Origin of the sequence: Bartonella sp. CE47NXGY (assembly GCF_042195415.1) — a bacterium.
In the GTDB taxonomy this organism is placed as follows: Bacteria; Pseudomonadota; Alphaproteobacteria; order Rhizobiales; family Rhizobiaceae; genus Bartonella.
The window spans coordinates 188,934-205,768 of sequence record NZ_JBHIOI010000001.1 but is presented as its reverse complement, the minus strand read 5'-3'; the positions used below and the strand labels follow the sequence as shown (position 1 = coordinate 205,768).

The window sequence follows — 16,835 nt, the reverse complement described above, 5'->3', positions numbered from 1 at the left end:
AAGGATATTTTTACAAACTTTATTACATTTTAACCGAAAGCAGTAAGAATATTTGCTATCGAATTAAAAACTGAGGATTTTCCCCAATTTATGCGTATTATTGAGTTCTACATCCTGAAACGTGTCCTTGTTTTGTTTAGTTCTGTCATGATTGCAGCAGTGGGCGTTAGTTGGACTATACAAATTCTTGCACGGATAAACTTTCTCACAACAAGTAAACAAACACTCCTCACAGTCTTACAATTTTCACTCTCATTGGTTCCTTCTGTTATTTTTGTTGTCATTCCGTTTGCATTAGTTATCGCAATTACAACCATCCTCTCAGCAATGCATCAAGACTCAGAACTTGCTGTCATCAATGCCTCTGGTTTTCCTAAAAGTACTGTTTGGAAACCTATCCTTCTTCTTGCTATTGTTGCATCCTGTATCTCCTTTTCTATAGCTAATTTTGTTGTTCCTCAAGCGCGTCTTCATATGCGACAAATGCTAGCAAGCGCTCATTTTGATCTTATTAATCTATTCATTAGTGAAGGGAGCTTCCAAAAACTCGCCAATAACCTTTACATAGAAATTGGCGAACGAAATCCAAATGGAACACTTGAACGCCTTTTCATTGCCGACCAGCGTGATCCTAAGACTGATCTTTTTTATTATGCAACAGACGCATCCATTGTGAGCAATAAAAACGGCAGTTTTCTGGTTCTCAATAACGGTGAAATAGAAAGAGTCAATCATCAAAATAACAGTGTTTCAATCGTGCAATTTAGCTCATATACTTTTAGCCTAGGAGAGTTTATCCCCAGTGATAAAACACCTACTCTTTATCCAAAAGATCGGTCTCTTTCTTATTTACAAAACCCTGACCCAAAAGATCCCTACTATCAACGAAAACCACTCCAATATAAAGCTGAATTTCACCGCAGATTAACACAATGGCTCTACCCTATTGTTTTTTCACTTATTGCATTAGCAGCAGCAGGGGATGTACGCTCCCATCGACAAGCTCGTCATTCCGCAAATCTCTCGGCAATTGCCCTCTCTTTTCTGGTGTATTGGATAGGATATTTTTTCGCAGAAAAAGCAAAAAGCGATCTTGCATACGTTCCTCTCCTTTATATTATACCTATAGGAACAAGTGCATTTGTCTTTTTTATGCTTTTAACGAATCATAAAATTGGGCTTCCCACAAAAGTTAATGAGATACTTCAAATCGCTTTTCAAAAAATAATGAACAAATTTGAACAGCAAAAATCTCAAGATTCCTCGGATAAAATATCATGATTGGGTGGACACTTGGACGATATTTTTTTATACGGTATCTTAAAATAACTTGTTATTTCTGGGGAAGTATTTTTGTTCTTGCTCTTTTAATCGATTTCACAGAGAATTCTGGTAGGCTATCTTCCCTTCCGCATTATACAGCAAAAGATGCATTTTTCCTCTCTGCTTTACGCATCCCTTTTATCATGCAACAACTTATCCCTTTCATTGCACTCTTTTCTGCAATGGCAACGCTTATCTCGCTCAACAAAAAACTTGAACTTGTAGTGACTCGTTCAATCGGTGTTTCTGCATGGCAATTTCTTATGCCAGCTTGTTTTGGAGCTTTTCTTTTGGGATTATTTTCAATTCTTCTCATTAATCCACTTGCTGCATGGGGATTTTCTCAAGCAGAAAAAAAGATGACTGAATGGCGCAATCACAATGTACTAACACCTCTTCACAATACAAGTATCCACTGGTTAACACAACGTACAAATTTAGGCAGAACAACCATTGGTGCTAAATCTATCACCGATCAAGGACTTTCTCTTCTCGATGCAACCTTTGTACAATACAATGACAATGCAACCGTTAAAAATTGGATTAACGTCCCAAAAGCAACCTTGACTAATGGATTCTGGCTATTAACAAATGGAACAATCTATAAAATAGGGCATCCTCCTGAAAAATTTACCGTGTTGCAAATAAAAACCAATCTAAAACCTGAATTTTTAACGGAACGTTTAGTGAATCCCGCAACTATTCCATTTTACCAATTGCCAAAAAAAATTATGATTGCACGTTCATTTGGCTATTCTGCTCATAATTTTGATATGTATTTCCAATCTTTGATTGCATTACCGGCATTGCTTGTGGCAATGACCCTCATTGCAGCAACTGTATCTTTAAATTTTACACGTTTTGGGCAATCTAGAATGTTGATTCTTGGTGGCGTAATAGCTGGGTTTATGCTTTATGTTATTTCCGTACTTGTTCAAGCTTTCGGTAATGCTGGATATATTCCACCAATTATTGCAGCTTGGACACCCGTTGTTATTGCGTTATTCTTAGGAATCTCTTTTTTACTTCATAAAGAGGATGGCTAAGTGAAAGCATTAACACTTAAAAAAACTATTTTAACAAAATTAAGTGCTCTCGCTTTTAAAAGTGTTGTGGGGGTTATTTTAGGAGGTGCTTTATCTTATTGTGCGCACGCTCAAAGCCTTCAATCTCCTTCTCAAAGTCGCATTCAAAATCCGGAACCTCCTCTTTTGCTCTCTGCGGATGAACTCATCTACAATCGTGATGAAAACACTGTTTCTGCACACGGTAATGTCCAAATCGAATATGATGGCAATAAAGTTGTCGCTCAAAAAATTATTTACAATCAAAAAACAGGACGGCTTATAGCACAAGGGAACGTTGAAATTACTCAAAAGGATGGTAATAAAATTTATTCCAACCAAATTGATATGACCAAAGATCTTGGCGAGGGTTTTGTAAACGCCCTACGTATTGATACAGCCAACAATGTTCACTTTTCAGCCCAAAATGCTACACGCAAACACAATCACATAACAGTCTTTGAAAATGCAACCTATACAGCCTGTGAACCTTGCTCTTATAAACCAGATCGAGACGTCCTATGGAAAATTAAAGCAAGAAAGATCATATGGAATAATAGCGTCAAAAAAATTCGGTTTGAAAATAGCAGTTTTGAAGTTTTTGGTGTACCGATTATAAAATTTCCAAATTTTGAGATCTATGATCCAACTGTCAGGCGTGCTAGCGGTCTGCTTACTCCTCATTTTTTTTATACTGATTATCTCGGTATGGGGATAAAGAATTCTTATTTCTGGAATCTCGCCCCCCATTATGATTTTACCCTTTCTTCTACGGTTTATACCCAACAAGGGCTTTTAACCGAAGGGGAATGGCGTCAGCGTTTAAAAACGGGCCGTTATAACATTCGCTTTGCTCATATATATCAAATGAAACCGCATAGATTTGATAATGATACGATTGATGCCCAACATAAAAACCGTTATATGCTGGCGACAAAGGGGGATTTTCGTATTAATTCACACTGGACTTATGGATGGGATATTCTTGCACAATCAGATCGGCATTTTAGTCGTGCCTATAAACTTGAAAACTATAACAATCCTACACAACTTTCTCAGATCTATCTGAATGGTCTTGCAGAAAAAAATTATTTTGATATGCGTTTTTATCATTTTAAAGTTCAAGATTCAATATTGAATGATCCTCATTATGAACGTCACTCTCGGCAAGCGTGGGTCTTACCACGCATCGATTATTTTTTCACACCAGATGAACCCATTTATAATGGAGAGCTTACCTTCCATAGTAATATGCAATCAGTTTATCGTCGCCATGCTGACTTCAGTTCACCCGACCAGAACGGAAACCCTCTCAACACAGTAAGGCTTTCTGGTATGGCTGGAAATAGTTTGCGTTTAACAAACGAGCTTCAGTGGAAAAAGCGCTTCAACACGCACAACGGACTCATCTTAACTCCTCTTCTCTCTCTACGAGCTGATATCATTACAACTAATGCAAGCGAAAATCACACAGATTATATAGAAAACAATGTGTTATCAGAAGTTCGTGGTTCAGCAATTCGTGGCATGGCAACAGCAGGGCTGGAACTACGCTATCCCTTTCTCATTACAGCTGATCATTCTACACATATCATAGAACCAACCGCACAAATTTTCATACGCAATAATGAACAATATATCGGACAAATTCCTAATGAAGATGCTCAAAGCTTTGTCTTTGATGCAACCACTCTCTTTCAACGAGACAAATTTTCTGGTTATGATCGTGTAGAAGGTGGTACAAGAGCCAATATAGGTATAAGATATTCTGGAAGCCTTAATGATAATTGGTCTCTTTATGGTCTCATTGGACAATCCTTCCATCTAGCAGGAAAGAATTCTTTTGCAGAAAAGGACTTTATCAATGTCGGTACTCATTCTAGCTTAGAGGCAAAACGTTCAGACTATGTTGCAATGTTTGGTACAACCCATAAAAGTGGTTTTTCCTTAGAAACGCGTGGACGCTTTGACAAAAAAACAGGAAAAATCCGCCGTAGTGAAATCGAAGCATCACAAAAATGGCAAAATTTTTGGGCGGCTCTACAATATGCCTATATCGCAAAGCAACCAGACTATGAATATTCTCAAGAGCGCCAAGAAATTTCTTTTCAAACAGGACTTAAATTAGCAGATTATTGGTCCATTAATAGCAACGCCGGTTATGATTTAGTATCTGGTACATTTATAAAGCGAGGAATTAGCTTGAGTTATATGGATGAATGTTTCGGGTTAACATTCGGTTATCAACAGGTAACGAATCCAGGCAGGAAAGCACCCTTGCAAAACTTTAATTTCTCTCTTTCATTGCGTACGATTGCAGATATCGGAAAAAAGATAAATTAATTTATAAAGGGAATGTATCAGTCATTTAACTTATCATTGTTTTTATGAAAGAAAGCGTGTATTTTAAGTTGTTGATGAGAATTAATAAACAATGCGAAAGCCTATTTACATGAATAAATTGAAAAAGCGTTTTCTTGCTTTATTTTATATTGCATCTTTGAGCGTAAGTAGCCTGCTAATAAATGGATTTTTGATTCCGACAGTCTTTGCGCAGACTTCTATTGTTGTTACAGTTAATGGCAACCCCATCACAAATTATGATATACAAAGACGCCTTGCTTTTCTCAGGCTACAACAAAAGCAAGGCAATTTGGTGGCACAGGCTAAAAAAGAGCTTATTGATGAAAAGCTAAAAAATATTGAAATAAAACGTCGTAATATTGAAGTAAGCAATGATGAAGTTGATAGAGCTTTTGAGAATTTTGCGACACAAAATAATATGACGATTGATCAGCTCAACCAGATTCTGATCCAAACTGAGATCACAGTGCAACACTTTAAAGATTACATCCGTGGACAAATAGGATGGGGGCGTCTTGTTAGCGCACGCTATCAAGCTGAAACAGGTATGATTAGCGAACAAGAAGCTGTACGCAGAATATTAAAAAATGGTGGTGTAAAACCTTCAACCAACGAATATACATTACAGCGAATTGTTTTTGTCATTCCTGCACATCGTCGTTCAGAGATCTTTGAAAGACGTCAAAGAGAAGCAAGTAATTTTCGCGCACATTTCCGTGGATGTGCCAATGCTCACAATCAAGCAAGAGGTATTTTAGACGTTACTATCCGCCACTTAGGAAAGTTTCTGGAGCCACAACTTCCTAATGCATGGGAACAAGCTATTCTTGAAACGCCTGCTGGAAAAATGACAAAATTACAAGAAACATCTGATGGAATCGAAGCAATTGCTGTCTGCAAAATAAAAAGAGTTTCTGATGATTATGTCGCTCGACTGATATTTTCTCTTCAAGATAGTAAAAAAAGAAGCCCGCAAAAACTTGAAGAATTAAGCGACAAATATTTAGGAGAACTGCGCCGAGTGGCACGCATTCAAAATTCATAATGGCTGCTCTTATTGTTAGCGGTGGTGATCCTGCCGGAATTGGTCCTGAAATAGTATTAAAAGCGTGGAATTTGCGTGTTACGCGCCAAATTCCACCTTTTGTACTTCTTGCTGATCCAGATGTTATTCGTTCGCGCGCTCGTTTTTTACAGATTGATGTTGAGGTGCAATCTGTTTTAATCAATAATCCTGCAAAAAATTTTCAAAACGCTCTTCCTATCATACCGTTAAAAAACAAACAAAGTGATCAATTAGGTATACCTTCATCGAATAATGCCGCTGGAATTATTGAAGCAATTAAACGCTGTGTTCAATTGATTCAAAATGGCCATGCATGTGCACTTATCACTTGTCCTATTGCAAAAAAGAGTCTTTATGATGCCGGTTTTCAATTTCCAGGTCATACAGAATTTTTAGCCGATTTAGCCCATAAAGCTTTTCATAAATGTTATCATCCAGTTATGATGTTAGCAGGACCCCGATTAAAAACAGTACCAATAACTGTTCATATTCCATTTAAAAATGTTCCTTCACAGCTTACCCGTGATTTAATTATTCAAACGGTACTTACTACTGAATATGACTTAAAAACAAGGTTTAAAATAACGTCACCCCGACTAGCTGTTGCTGGTCTTAATCCTCATGCTGGAGAAGGAGGTGCAATGGGAAAAGAAGATATTGAAGTTATCACTCCTGCTATTGAATATCTTAAAAAGAAAGGACTCAATATTGCAGGCCCGCTGCCTGCCGACACAATGTTCCATGAATGCGCAAGAAAGGCATATGACGTTGCCATTTGTATGTATCATGATCAAGCCCTTATCCCTGTTAAGACATTAGACTTTGACAGCACTGTTAATGTCACGTTAGGTCTACCTTTTATTCGCACATCTCCAGATCACGGAACTGCTTTTGACATTGCTGATAAAGGGATAGCCTCTCCTGAAAGCTTTATTGCTGCTCTTAAACTTGCAAATCAACTTGCAAAAAATAGTTTAAACCCATGCCAATAGATAATCTCCCTCCTCTGCGTGAGGTCATTGATATATATGGATTACAAGCGCATAAATCTTTGGGGCAGAATTTTCTTTTTGATCTTAATTTAACATCTAAAATTGCTCATCAAGCAGGCAATATAGAAGGAAAACCTGTTCTTGAAATTGGTCCTGGTCCTGGAGGTCTCACACGTGCCTTGCTAGCAAAGGGTGCCATTGTAACAGCAATAGAACGCGATGAGCGCTGCATACCGGCTCTCTTAGAAATAGAAAAACACTATCCTAAAAAATTAAAAGTTATTTGTAATGATGCACTGAAGCAAGATTTCTCAAAACTCTTTGAAACAAGCCCTGTAAAACCGCGCATTATTGCAAATCTTCCCTATAATATTGGGACACAACTCTTATTAAATTGGCTTTTGACTGAACCATGGCCTCCTTTTTATGAATCAATGACATTGATGTTTCAACGTGAAGTTGCCAAACGGATTACAGCTAAACCTCAATCTACTCATTATGGACGTCTTAGTGTCTTAACTGGCTGGCGTACCACTGCTAAAATTGCTTTTGATGTCCCCCCTCAAGCCTTCATACCAATACCTAAAGTAACGTCTTCCGTTGTTCATATTATTCCGCGAATACAACCTCTTTCCTGCTCTGCACAAAAACTAAGCCTCGTCACAAAAACCGCCTTTGGGCAAAGACGAAAAATGCTTCGTCAAAATCTCAAAATACTTGGAGGTGAAGAGCTATTAGAAAAAGCTGGAATTGATGGAACGCGCCGTGCTGAAACGCTCTCGATTTCTGAATTTGTAACTTTAGCGCATCTAGTGCTCTAAAAAATGCACTTTGTGTTATAAAACCTTTTTTAATCACAACATTTATCGATTTTTTCAGCAATAAGCCCATCAACAAAAGAGCCAAGATAAGAACAACGCTCACGTTTTACGGTTTCAGCTAAATAAATTGATTTAATAAAAGATAAAGACTGATCTAAATCTTCGTTAATCACAACATAATCATAAGAAAGCCAATGCTTTAACTCCGTTCGTGCATTTTCCAATCGCAAATTGACAGTATCTTGACTATCTTCTGCTCGACGATGTAAACGCGAAACAAGCTCTTTCATTGATGGTGGAAGAATAAAAACAGATACAGTGTCTCCTAGCATCTTTTTTTGCAGCTGCTCGGTACCTTGATAATCAATATCAAATAACATATCTTGGCCAGCATTCAATGCGCTTTCAACAGTTTCACGTAAAGTGCCATAATAATTTCCGTGAACTTCTGCCCACTCAATAAATTCATCCCTATCACGCTTATATTCAAACTCTTCTTTTGAAATAAAGTAATAATGCAGCCCATCTACTTCACTAGGACGCCTCTTCCTTGTAGTTACACTTACGGAAAGCTCTAATTGTCCATCTTTTAGAAGTAATCGAGAAATTGTTGATTTACCAGCGCCTGAAGGTGAAGAGAGAATAAATAAAAAACCGCGGCGTTGATTTGTTTTTATGGCACTGAATTTACTTTCAAAGGCTGTCATCACACCACTCTACTTTGTTCATAAATTTTTCTTCAAAATTCAAATAATACATTACCTCAATGTTTCTCCCAACCAATGGTATTTGCTTTAGCAGCTAGACCTCAATGTTATCCTGTTCTTCCATTAAAATAATTTATTAGCAGTATATTTACTTCTTTCTTAAATATTTTTATCCATATGCTAACTTCTCTTGTAGCATACAAGAAAATGATTTTTATAATTCTTATAAAAAATTTTACTATACTTTGGATTTTCATTTTACGATGCAAACAGATACATTATCATTATAAATTAATTTCTCGCCTTAAATTCTCGCCACTTACGAACATTCATATTATGTTCCTCTAAGGTTCGAGAAAAAACATGCCCACCTGAACCATCAGCAACAAAATAAAGTGCATCACTGCTTGGTGGATGTGCCACCGCTTTCAAAGAATCTCGACCTGGATTTGCAATAGCTGTTGGAGGCAAACCATTAATTTTATAAGTATTATAGGGTGTTTCCTTCTCAAGATCTGAACGATAAATTGCACGACCGGATGGTTTTCCTTTTCCTCCAAAGAGACCATAAATTACTGTTGGATCAGATTGAAGACGCATATGCTTTGTAAGGCGATTATAAAATACTGCAGCAACCATTGGTCTTTCTGCTGCAATTCCCGTTTCTTTCTCAACAATTGAGGCTAATATAACAAATTCATCAATCGATTTAATGGGTAAATCAGGTGAACGCGTAGCCCATATAGCATGAATTAATTTTGTCTGTCCTTCACGCAATCTGTTTACAATCTCTTTACGCGTTGTCCCCCGAATAAAGCGAACAGTATCCGTCATTAAATAGCCCTCTGGAGGCAAATTTTTTGGAAGGTCTCCAATCAAAATTTCATTCGCAGCTAATCGATCGAAAACTTGCTGAACCGTTAAACCTTCTGGTACGGTAAATGCATACTCAATGGATTTTCCTTTCACAAGAATATCCATAATATCCTGCATCGAAGCATGTGCCGGAATTAAATATTCTCCAGCCTTCAGGTGCGTTGTTTTTTGGTGATAACCGACCCCATAAACAAAAATATCTGATGATCGAATGAAACCACGTTTTTCTAGCAATGAAGCAATTTCACGAATTCCGGTACCAGGATGGATAAGAACAATTTGTTCTTCCTCAATTTTTCCCTTTTCTTCAAAAATACTTTTTCCAATATAAAGAGGAATACTTATGGCAAAAAGAATAATCACAATCAGCATAAGAAAAAAATGACCGAGAATGACCAACGGATTACGGACGATAGATGATTTCTTTCGTTTTTTATGTATTAACATGTCATAACTATCTGCTAAATGATTCGAAGAGGAATCACTTACGTCCTTTAATGATTTTCCATTTTTCACATCGGACATAACCCCTCAATAGCGATTAAGGATAATATTATAATTTCTTATTCACCTTATAATAAAGTAGAAAACTCAAAAGCAAAAATTAAATAAAAATACTTATTATCCCCTAAAACGTCGCATCACCAACGATGCATTTGTCCCACCAAATCCAAAAGAATTAGAAAGAATCGTATCAATCTTTCGTTCACGCGGTTTGTGTGGTACAAGATCGATTTTTGTTTCAATCGATGGATTGTCAAGATTAAGTGTCGCTGGGGCTATATTATCCCGTATAGCTAAAATAGAAAAAATAGCCTCAGCAGCACCGGCTGCCCCAAGTAAATGCCCGATAGATGATTTCGTTGATGACATAGAAACTTGTGGTGCATAACTCCCTAAAACACGCTCAACAGCTGCTAGCTCTATGGAATCAGCCATCGTAGATGTACCATGAGCATTAATATAATCAAGTTCACTTACATTCACTTGTGCACGCTTAAGAGCAGCTATCATACTACGCTGAGCCCCTTCACCACTTTCTGAAGGCGCTGTAATGTGGTAAGCGTCACCAGATAAACCATAGCCAATAACCTCAGCATAAATACGCGCTCCTCGTTTTTTGGCATGTTCCAGCTCTTCTAAAACAACAACAGCTGCTCCTTCCCCCATCACAAAACCATCACGATCAGTATCATAAGGACGTGACGCCCGTTCAGGATCATCATTGCGACAAGTAGAAAGAGCTCTACAAGCTGCAAAACCTGCAAGAGATATCCGATTTATCGGAGATTCAGTCCCCCCTGCCACCATGACATCTGCATCACCAAACATAATCAAACGTGCCGCATCACCAATTGCATGCGCCCCTGTTGAACAAGCCGTTACAACAGAATGATTAGGCCCCCGTAAACCATATTGAATAGACACATAACCAGAAGCAAGATTAATCAAACGACCTGGAATAAAAAAAGGAGAAACACGACGTGGACCCTTATCACGAAGCGTATAACCAGCTTCAACAATACCCTCAACTCCCCCAATTCCTGAGCCAATTAACACGCCTGTACAAATCTGATCTTCATCACTCTTAGGAAACCATTCGGCATCTGCAAGCGCTTGGTTAGCAGCTGCCATTGCATAAACAATAAATGCATCAACTTTACGTTGCTCTTTAGGTTCCATATACAAATCAGCATTATAAGTCCCCTCTGTTCCATCCCCTAAGGGGATACGCGCAGCAATCTGGCATGGCAAATCTGACACATCAAACTCAGTGATACGTCGGACACCACTTCTTCCTTCAAGAAGTCGTTTCCAACTATATTCAGTATTACCAGCTAATGGAGATACCAACCCTAAACCAGTAACAACAACACGTCTCATAACTTCTAACCTTGAACTAAACTTCACCTCTCAAAGCTCTCTTTTCAAAAGAGCTCCGAAGAATATAGGCAAAAGCAATTTATGCCTTTGCCCTTTAGTAATCACGCAGAAGCTTTATCAATGAACTTGACTGCATCGCCAACTGTAAAAATCGTTTCAGCAGCTTCATCTGGAATTTCTACCCCAAACTCTTCTTCAAAAGCCATAACGAGTTCAACCGTATCAAGGCTATCAGCCCCTAGATCATCGATAAAGCTTGCATTTTCTACAACTTTATCAGCATTAACCCCAAGATGTTCCACGATAATTTTCTTAACGCGCTCTACTGTATCACTCATGTTGAAATCCTCGAATTTATATTTCCTATAATTTGGTTAACTATATCGGTTCATCTAATCAAGCAATAGATGCATTACTTTAAAAGATTTTAGTAATGATTTAAAACATCCTGTGGATATCCCCTACAAAATGAACCAATCTGACATTCCGACATCAATTGATCAACGACCATATTAAAGAAATAGATGCATCTATCCATTTCAATCGTTACTATCTAAAATAATACAACTCATAAATCAATGTGGAATAAAATAAATACTCAAATCATTGCCATTCCACCATTGATATGGAGTGTTTGACCTGTCGTATAGGCTGCTTCATCGCTTGCTAAATAAACAGCAGTAGCGGCTATTTCTTGCCCACTTCCCATACGTTTCATCGGAATCGCAGCCATAATGGCTTCTTTTTGCTTTTCATTAAGCTTGTCTGTCATTGCGGATTTAATAAATCCTGGAGCAATACAATTGACAGTGATGTTTCGCGAAGCAATTTCTTGTGCCAATGCTTTAGAAAAACCTATCAAGCCTGCTTTTGCAGCACAATAATTCGTTTGTCCAGGGTTTCCCACAACACCAACAACAGATGTAATGTTAATAACCCTTCCATAACGGCGGCGCATCATAGAATGTATTAATTCACGCGTCAAAAGAGAAGCAGCTGTTAGGTTAACTTCTAAAACATCATCCCAGTCTTTATCTTGCATACGCACAAAAAGACCATCCCTAGTGATTCCCGCATTGTTAACCAAAATATCGACGCCATCCATTTTTCTCTCTGCAACTTCAGCCAATTGTTTCACCGATTGGCGTTCAGAAAGATTAGCGGGAAATACAAAAACATTCTGCCCTAATTCTGCCGCCACTTCTCTGAGCTTTTCTTCACGTGTTCCATGAAGTCCAACAATAGCTCCTTGTGCATGAAAGCAGCGTGCAATTGCCTCACCAATTTCTCCCGAAGCCCCCGTTACAAGAGCTTTACGCCCTGTTAATCTAAACATTTTTTAACTCCTTATAGATTAAACGCCAAGCATGCCTAGCGCTGATTCTATTTCATCAACTGTTCCAATTGTTACCCCCTTTATATCTTTGTTAATACGACGCGTTAAACCTGTTAATACTTTTCCAGAACCAACTTCAAAAAGCGTATCAACCCCATTCGCAGCGATCCATTCTATTGTTTCACGCCATCGCACCCTCCCAGTCACTTGTTGGACAAGAAGAGTAGTAATACGCTCTGGATTGCTCTCAGGTGCAACAGAAACATTGGCAATCAAAGGAACAATAGGGGACATTTTGTTAACAGTCAAAAGTGCTTTCTTCATGGCATCAGCAGCAGGTTGCATTAAAGATGAATGAAAAGGTGCAGAAACAGGAAGAAGAAGTGCACGTTTTGCACCTTTTGTTGATGCAATCTCTACCGCTGCCTCAACTGCTTTTGCTTTACCGGAAATAACAATTTGCCCACCACCATTATCATTAGCAATCTGACATAGTCCTTCTCCAGAAACAGTTTCACAAATTTCTTCCACAATGTGCTCTTCTAAACCAATTAATGCAGCCATAGAACCTTCACCAACCGCGACAGCAGCCTGCATAGCATTGCCACGAATACGCAAAAGTCTTGCCGTATCTGTGAGAGTAAATGTACCAGCAGCACAAAGAGCCGAATATTCGCCTAAAGAATGACCAGCAACAAACCTTACCTTTTCTTCTATACGAAGCCCTAATTGTTTCATCACACGAATGACAGCCATAGATACAGCCATTAATGCCGGTTGTGCATTTGCTGTTAACGTTAAAACATCTGCTGGTCCTTCAAAAATGATCTTTGATAATTTCTCACCCAAAGCATCATCAACTTCCTCGAAAACCATCCGTGCGACAATAAATTGCTCTGCAAGCGCTTTCCCCATACCAACAAGTTGACTCCCCTGCCCTGGAAAAATAAAAGCTGCACCCATTTATCAACTCCTAAAACTGTACAATTAAATTATTTTCTTTTGACCTTATTCATCCGCACAAATCAATATAAAGCCCTTTATTTAAAACGAATACCACACCTAAAATTATATTTTAAGGGCGGAATTTGATATAAAAACTTAGGAAAATAGGGTGCTATAAACTGAATAACACCCAAACTTATGAGACTTCCTAAAAGTGCACCTGCTAAAATATCAAAGGGATAATGTACACCCACAAAGATGCGCGCCCAACAGATCAAACACAAAAATACGGTGGCAAATTTAAAAGTAACTTTGTATCGGTAAAAATAAAAGTTAGCTGCATAAGATGCAATGGTCAAGGCATGATTACTAGGAAAAGAAGCTGTTGCACGATGTTGAATAAGCGGTGTCGTCAGCCCTACCACGAATGGGCGAGGATGAAAATAAAAAAGAGAAATGAGATAACCTATGAAAAGAGATGCACAAATACTCATGCAAATGCTTAGCACAACACACCGTTCCCTCTCCCCACCACAAAACCACAACGCACAAAGATGGAGAGGAATAATATAAATTAAAAACTTTGCACAAAAAATACTAAACAAAACTACAATCGACCAAGCTTGATGATTGCCGACAAACATTTCAAAGAGTGTAACATCAATCTGGTTTAAAAAGTCCATTTTTCCCTCCTTTGCCTTTATATTACAGTATTATCTTTTTGTAGAAGAAGGAAATATATCAAGATTTAACAAATCAATTTTTTTGTGTGCATAAACTTGCTATTTTAAAAGATAACCTGTAGATATGAAATATTCGTTGCCGGCACTTTAGCTGGAGGTTGAACGGAGGGCTGTAAAATATCAGTAGGAAATACAATGTTTCCGGCCTCCCGTATCTCCGCTCTGAGATGTCTCGAATTGTAAACGCGTCCTTTCTTCTTTGGATTTCCAAAAAAGACAAGTCGCAGAGGCTTTGCGCTAAAACCGGTGAAATTTAATTGAAGAAAGGCAAAACAATGGCTCTTTATGAACATATGTTCCTTGCCCGACAAGACATTGCACCGCAGCAAGTTGATGAACTTTTGAGTCTCTACAAAGGTGTCATTGAAGCGCATGGTGGAAAAGTTGGGCGTATAGAAAATTGGGGACTTCGTCCTCTTGCTTACCGTATTCGTAAAAACCGTAAAGCTTATTATGTCTTAGTCAATATTGATGCACCAGCTTCAGCAATTGCTGAAGTGGAGCGTCAGATGCGCATCAATGAGGATATTTTGCGTTATATGACCATTCGCGTAGAAAAACACGAAAAAGAAAAATCTGCTATGCTCTCACACCTTGATCGCAATAGTCACATTGGACATGATGAAGAGCGTCCTCGTTTTCCACGTCGTCAACGTGAAAATACTATAGAAGGGGTAGAATAATGACTGATACTAATCAAAACTCTGCACGTCGCCCCTTTCATCGTCGTCGTAAAACATGTCCTTTTTCAGGGACCAATGCTCCCAAAATTGATTATAAAGACATCAAGTTGTTACAACGTTATATTTCCGAACGTGGGAAAATTGTTCCTTCACGGATTACTGCTGTTAGTCAGAAAAAACAGCGTGAATTAGCTAATGCTATCAAACGTGCTCGCTTTTTAGGCTTACTTCCGTACGTTATAAAGTAAGCAATCAATACGCTATGCAACTGGAGAGTTTCTCCAGTTGCATTTCTTATATGGTTAAAAAATAGCTTGTTGTATCCTATGTTAAGCTATTAAATGTCAAAGTTGGGGTATTGACACACCTCTAACTGCAGAAAGCAGGACAGCAATAAATGAAAAAAAATCGTACTTATGAGATATTAACCGGTATTTTGGCAGGATTATTTGCTGTTGTGATAGGACTGGCAATCATCAGTGTTGCAAATATCGCGCCCTTTTTTTCTCTTCTTCTTGGCTGCTTTCTTTCATTGCCAATTTTTATTGTTGCGTTCGGTCAAGGAACATTAGCCAGTCTCATCGCCCTCATAAGTGCCACTGTTGTTCTTATCATAACCACTAATACCTATATTGCTCTTGGCTTTATGTTCTTATTTTTCCTTCCTGCTGTCTATGCTTCTTGGCTTCTTGGGCTTGCACGACCAGCGCAAAAAGAAAACGAACTGATATGGTATCCATTATCATCGGTTATTTTTCATTTAACTAATTTTATCGCTCTTATAGCAACTTTCATTGGGCTCTATGTTCAAACACGTCCTTCCACACCCATCGTTGCAAAAAAAATCACCGAAAACATAGCACAAACTCTGCAACAAACACAGTCAATAAAAGAAGCCGATATACGCGCTTTTAGTGAGCTTTTAATGACGCATACAGCAACTTTTACTGCTTTTTCTTTGACTATTTATAGTTTGGTTTTTCTCATTGGTAACCTTTACTTTTCCATGATAGCAGCACAACATATGAAATGGCTGAAAAGACCCCGTGATGATTGGAGCGAAACTCTCCGCCTTCCCATTTCTGGAATTGTTATTTTCATTATTGTTTGCATAGCATCGATGGTTGAGCTGAGCGCTTCTCTTAACTTGAGTACCCGTGTCTTTAGTACTGCATACATTGTCATCATATTAATTAGCGGTCTAGCATATCTTCACAATATTACAAAAGGGGTAAACGGTCGGATTATTATACTTTCTCTTGTTTATATTGCTATTTTTACAGTCGTTTTTACTCCACCTATTGTTTTCATGATGCTTTTGATGGGAATTTGGGCTGCTATTCAATACAATTTTCAATCACGCAAAAAACTCCACTAAATTTATTTGTTCGAAAGGAAAAACTATGGATATTATTTTACTTGAGCGCATTCCTCGTCTTGGTCAGATGGGTGATATTGTCTCAGTTAAAGATGGTTATGCGCGTAATTTTCTCTTGCCTCAAGGTAAAGCTTTACGCGCAAATGAAGCTAATAAAAAACATTTTGAGGTACAACGTGCACAACTTGAAGCACGTAATCTTGAACGCAAAAGCGAAGCGCAAAAAATTGCTGAAAAACTTGATGGACAATCATTCATTGTTGTTCGTTCTGCTGGTGAAACAGGACAACTTTATGGTTCTGTGTCAACACGTGATATTGCTGAAATCATAACAGATGAAGGCTTTTCTATTGGAAGAAATCAAATCGAACTTAATCATCCAATAAAAATGATCGGTCTTCACACTATCACTCTTAGCTTACATCCAGAGGTTCAAATTTCTGTGATTATTAATGTTGCGCGTTCTACCAGTGAAGCACAACGCCAAGCAGAAGGTGAAACCCTCACTTCGGCTAAAGAAATATATAATATTCAAGAAGAATTATTAGAAGAAAGTCAGGAAGAATTATTGGCAGAAGAAATTAATGACAACGATATAAACAGTTCTCATCAAGAAGCTTAATTGCTATTTTTGCTTTCTGTTTTATATTTTT

The 16,835-nt window shown here is 38.0% G+C and carries 17 protein-coding genes; 10 read left to right on the top strand and 7 right to left on the bottom strand.

Going from position 1 to position 16,835, the window contains the following annotated elements:
* Positions 1 to 90 precede the first annotated feature (90 nt).
* The 6 genes from lptF to rsmA all read left to right on the top strand — a co-directional run bounded on the left by lptF (position 91) and on the right by rsmA (position 7,630).
* Entirely contained in the window at positions 91 to 1,281 is a 1,191-nt protein-coding gene (gene lptF / locus ACFIL3_RS00880; RefSeq protein WP_375681762.1) for an LPS export ABC transporter permease LptF, read from the top strand.
* Complete coding sequence (gene lptG, locus ACFIL3_RS00875) at positions 1,278 to 2,369, top strand: LPS export ABC transporter permease LptG (RefSeq protein WP_375681761.1); 1,092 nt, start codon at positions 1,278 to 1,280, stop codon at positions 2,367 to 2,369. Before lptF ends, lptG begins: the two co-directional genes overlap by 4 nt.
* Positions 2,370 to 4,730, top strand: coding sequence for an LPS-assembly protein LptD (locus ACFIL3_RS00870; protein ID WP_375681760.1), 2,361 nt, complete (start codon positions 2,370 to 2,372; stop codon positions 4,728 to 4,730).
* Positions 4,731 to 4,839: 109 nt separating this feature from the next.
* Positions 4,840 to 5,796, top strand: a complete 957-nt coding sequence (locus ACFIL3_RS00865) for a SurA N-terminal domain-containing protein (protein ID WP_375620739.1) — start codon at positions 4,840 to 4,842, stop codon at positions 5,794 to 5,796.
* Positions 5,796 to 6,809: a 4-hydroxythreonine-4-phosphate dehydrogenase PdxA gene (gene pdxA / locus ACFIL3_RS00860; protein ID WP_375681759.1), complete on the top strand. Its 1,014-nt coding sequence runs from the start codon at positions 5,796 to 5,798 to the stop codon at positions 6,807 to 6,809. The genes ACFIL3_RS00865 and pdxA overlap by 1 nt, the downstream gene beginning before the upstream one ends.
* The gene (rsmA, locus tag ACFIL3_RS00855; protein WP_375611238.1) at positions 6,800 to 7,630 is read left to right on the top strand and encodes a 16S rRNA (adenine(1518)-N(6)/adenine(1519)-N(6))-dimethyltransferase RsmA; all 831 of its coding nucleotides are present in this window, start codon (positions 6,800 to 6,802) and stop codon (positions 7,628 to 7,630) included. The genes pdxA and rsmA overlap by 10 nt, the downstream gene beginning before the upstream one ends.
* Before the next feature lie 29 nt (positions 7,631 to 7,659).
* Here the strand turns inward: rsmA and gmk are convergent, their stop codons facing one another.
* From gmk to ACFIL3_RS00820, 7 genes are all read right to left on the bottom strand, one after another.
* Positions 7,660 to 8,337 (bottom strand): guanylate kinase, encoded by a 678-nt coding sequence (gene gmk / locus ACFIL3_RS00850; protein ID WP_375681758.1) that lies wholly within the window; start codon positions 8,335 to 8,337, stop codon positions 7,660 to 7,662.
* A gap of 291 nt (positions 8,338 to 8,628) precedes the next feature.
* The gene (gene mltG / locus ACFIL3_RS00845; RefSeq protein WP_375681757.1) at positions 8,629 to 9,738 is read right to left on the bottom strand and encodes an endolytic transglycosylase MltG; all 1,110 of its coding nucleotides are present in this window, start codon (positions 9,736 to 9,738) and stop codon (positions 8,629 to 8,631) included.
* 96 nt (positions 9,739 to 9,834) lie between these two features.
* A complete protein-coding gene (fabF, locus tag ACFIL3_RS00840; RefSeq protein ID WP_375622331.1) occupies positions 9,835 to 11,097 on the bottom strand; it encodes a beta-ketoacyl-ACP synthase II in 1,263 nt (420 codons plus the stop codon).
* Between the two features lie 101 nt (positions 11,098 to 11,198).
* Entirely contained in the window at positions 11,199 to 11,435 is a 237-nt protein-coding gene (locus ACFIL3_RS00835) for an acyl carrier protein (RefSeq protein WP_004860281.1), read from the bottom strand.
* A gap of 260 nt (positions 11,436 to 11,695) precedes the next feature.
* Positions 11,696 to 12,433 (bottom strand): 3-oxoacyl-[acyl-carrier-protein] reductase, encoded by a 738-nt coding sequence (gene fabG, locus ACFIL3_RS00830; protein WP_375638095.1) that lies wholly within the window; start codon positions 12,431 to 12,433, stop codon positions 11,696 to 11,698.
* Between the two features lie 18 nt (positions 12,434 to 12,451).
* A complete protein-coding gene (gene fabD / locus ACFIL3_RS00825) occupies positions 12,452 to 13,396 on the bottom strand; it encodes an ACP S-malonyltransferase (protein WP_375612933.1) in 945 nt (314 codons plus the stop codon).
* A 77-nt stretch (positions 13,397 to 13,473) separates the two neighbouring features.
* Entirely contained in the window at positions 13,474 to 14,061 is a 588-nt protein-coding gene (locus tag ACFIL3_RS00820) for an undecaprenyl-diphosphatase (RefSeq protein WP_375612934.1), read from the bottom strand.
* A gap of 335 nt (positions 14,062 to 14,396) precedes the next feature.
* Between ACFIL3_RS00820 and rpsF the strand changes: the two genes are divergently transcribed.
* The 4 genes from rpsF to rplI all read left to right on the top strand — a co-directional run bounded on the left by rpsF (position 14,397) and on the right by rplI (position 16,804).
* Complete coding sequence (rpsF, locus tag ACFIL3_RS00815; protein WP_375612935.1) at positions 14,397 to 14,804, top strand: 30S ribosomal protein S6; 408 nt, start codon at positions 14,397 to 14,399, stop codon at positions 14,802 to 14,804.
* Positions 14,804 to 15,052: a 30S ribosomal protein S18 gene (gene rpsR / locus ACFIL3_RS00810; RefSeq protein WP_012754957.1), complete on the top strand. Its 249-nt coding sequence runs from the start codon at positions 14,804 to 14,806 to the stop codon at positions 15,050 to 15,052. Before rpsF ends, rpsR begins: the two co-directional genes overlap by 1 nt.
* Positions 15,053 to 15,201: 149 nt before the next feature.
* A complete protein-coding gene (locus tag ACFIL3_RS00805) occupies positions 15,202 to 16,182 on the top strand; it encodes a hypothetical protein (protein WP_375638094.1) in 981 nt (326 codons plus the stop codon).
* A 25-nt stretch (positions 16,183 to 16,207) separates the two neighbouring features.
* A complete protein-coding gene (gene rplI, locus ACFIL3_RS00800) occupies positions 16,208 to 16,804 on the top strand; it encodes a 50S ribosomal protein L9 (protein WP_273791080.1) in 597 nt (198 codons plus the stop codon).
* Positions 16,805 to 16,835: the final 31 nt, after the last annotated feature.

Bases quoted from the DNA above. Each gene is read 5' to 3' on its own strand.
- lptF (WP_375681762.1), top strand. From the start codon at position 91: ATGCGTATTATTGAGTTCTACATCCTGAAACGTGTCCTTGTTTTGTTT.
- lptG (WP_375681761.1), top strand. From the start codon at position 1,278: ATGATTGGGTGGACACTTGGACGATATTTTTTTATACGGTATCTTAAA.
- ACFIL3_RS00865 (WP_375620739.1), top strand. From the start codon at position 4,840: ATGAATAAATTGAAAAAGCGTTTTCTTGCTTTATTTTATATTGCATCT.
- pdxA (WP_375681759.1), top strand. From the start codon at position 5,796: ATGGCTGCTCTTATTGTTAGCGGTGGTGATCCTGCCGGAATTGGTCCT.
- rsmA (WP_375611238.1), top strand. From the start codon at position 6,800: ATGCCAATAGATAATCTCCCTCCTCTGCGTGAGGTCATTGATATATAT.
- gmk (WP_375681758.1), bottom strand. From the start codon at position 8,337: ATGACAGCCTTTGAAAGTAAATTCAGTGCCATAAAAACAAATCAACGC.
- mltG (WP_375681757.1), bottom strand. From the start codon at position 9,738: ATGTCCGATGTGAAAAATGGAAAATCATTAAAGGACGTAAGTGATTCC.
- fabF (WP_375622331.1), bottom strand. From the start codon at position 11,097: ATGAGACGTGTTGTTGTTACTGGTTTAGGGTTGGTATCTCCATTAGCT.
- ACFIL3_RS00835 (WP_004860281.1), bottom strand. From the start codon at position 11,435: ATGAGTGATACAGTAGAGCGCGTTAAGAAAATTATCGTGGAACATCTT.
- fabG (WP_375638095.1), bottom strand. From the start codon at position 12,433: ATGTTTAGATTAACAGGGCGTAAAGCTCTTGTAACGGGGGCTTCGGGA.
- fabD (WP_375612933.1), bottom strand. From the start codon at position 13,396: ATGGGTGCAGCTTTTATTTTTCCAGGGCAGGGGAGTCAACTTGTTGGT.
- ACFIL3_RS00820 (WP_375612934.1), bottom strand. From the start codon at position 14,061: ATGGACTTTTTAAACCAGATTGATGTTACACTCTTTGAAATGTTTGTC.
- rpsF (WP_375612935.1), top strand. From the start codon at position 14,397: ATGGCTCTTTATGAACATATGTTCCTTGCCCGACAAGACATTGCACCG.
- rpsR (WP_012754957.1), top strand. From the start codon at position 14,804: ATGACTGATACTAATCAAAACTCTGCACGTCGCCCCTTTCATCGTCGT.
- ACFIL3_RS00805 (WP_375638094.1), top strand. From the start codon at position 15,202: ATGAAAAAAAATCGTACTTATGAGATATTAACCGGTATTTTGGCAGGA.
- rplI (WP_273791080.1), top strand. From the start codon at position 16,208: ATGGATATTATTTTACTTGAGCGCATTCCTCGTCTTGGTCAGATGGGT.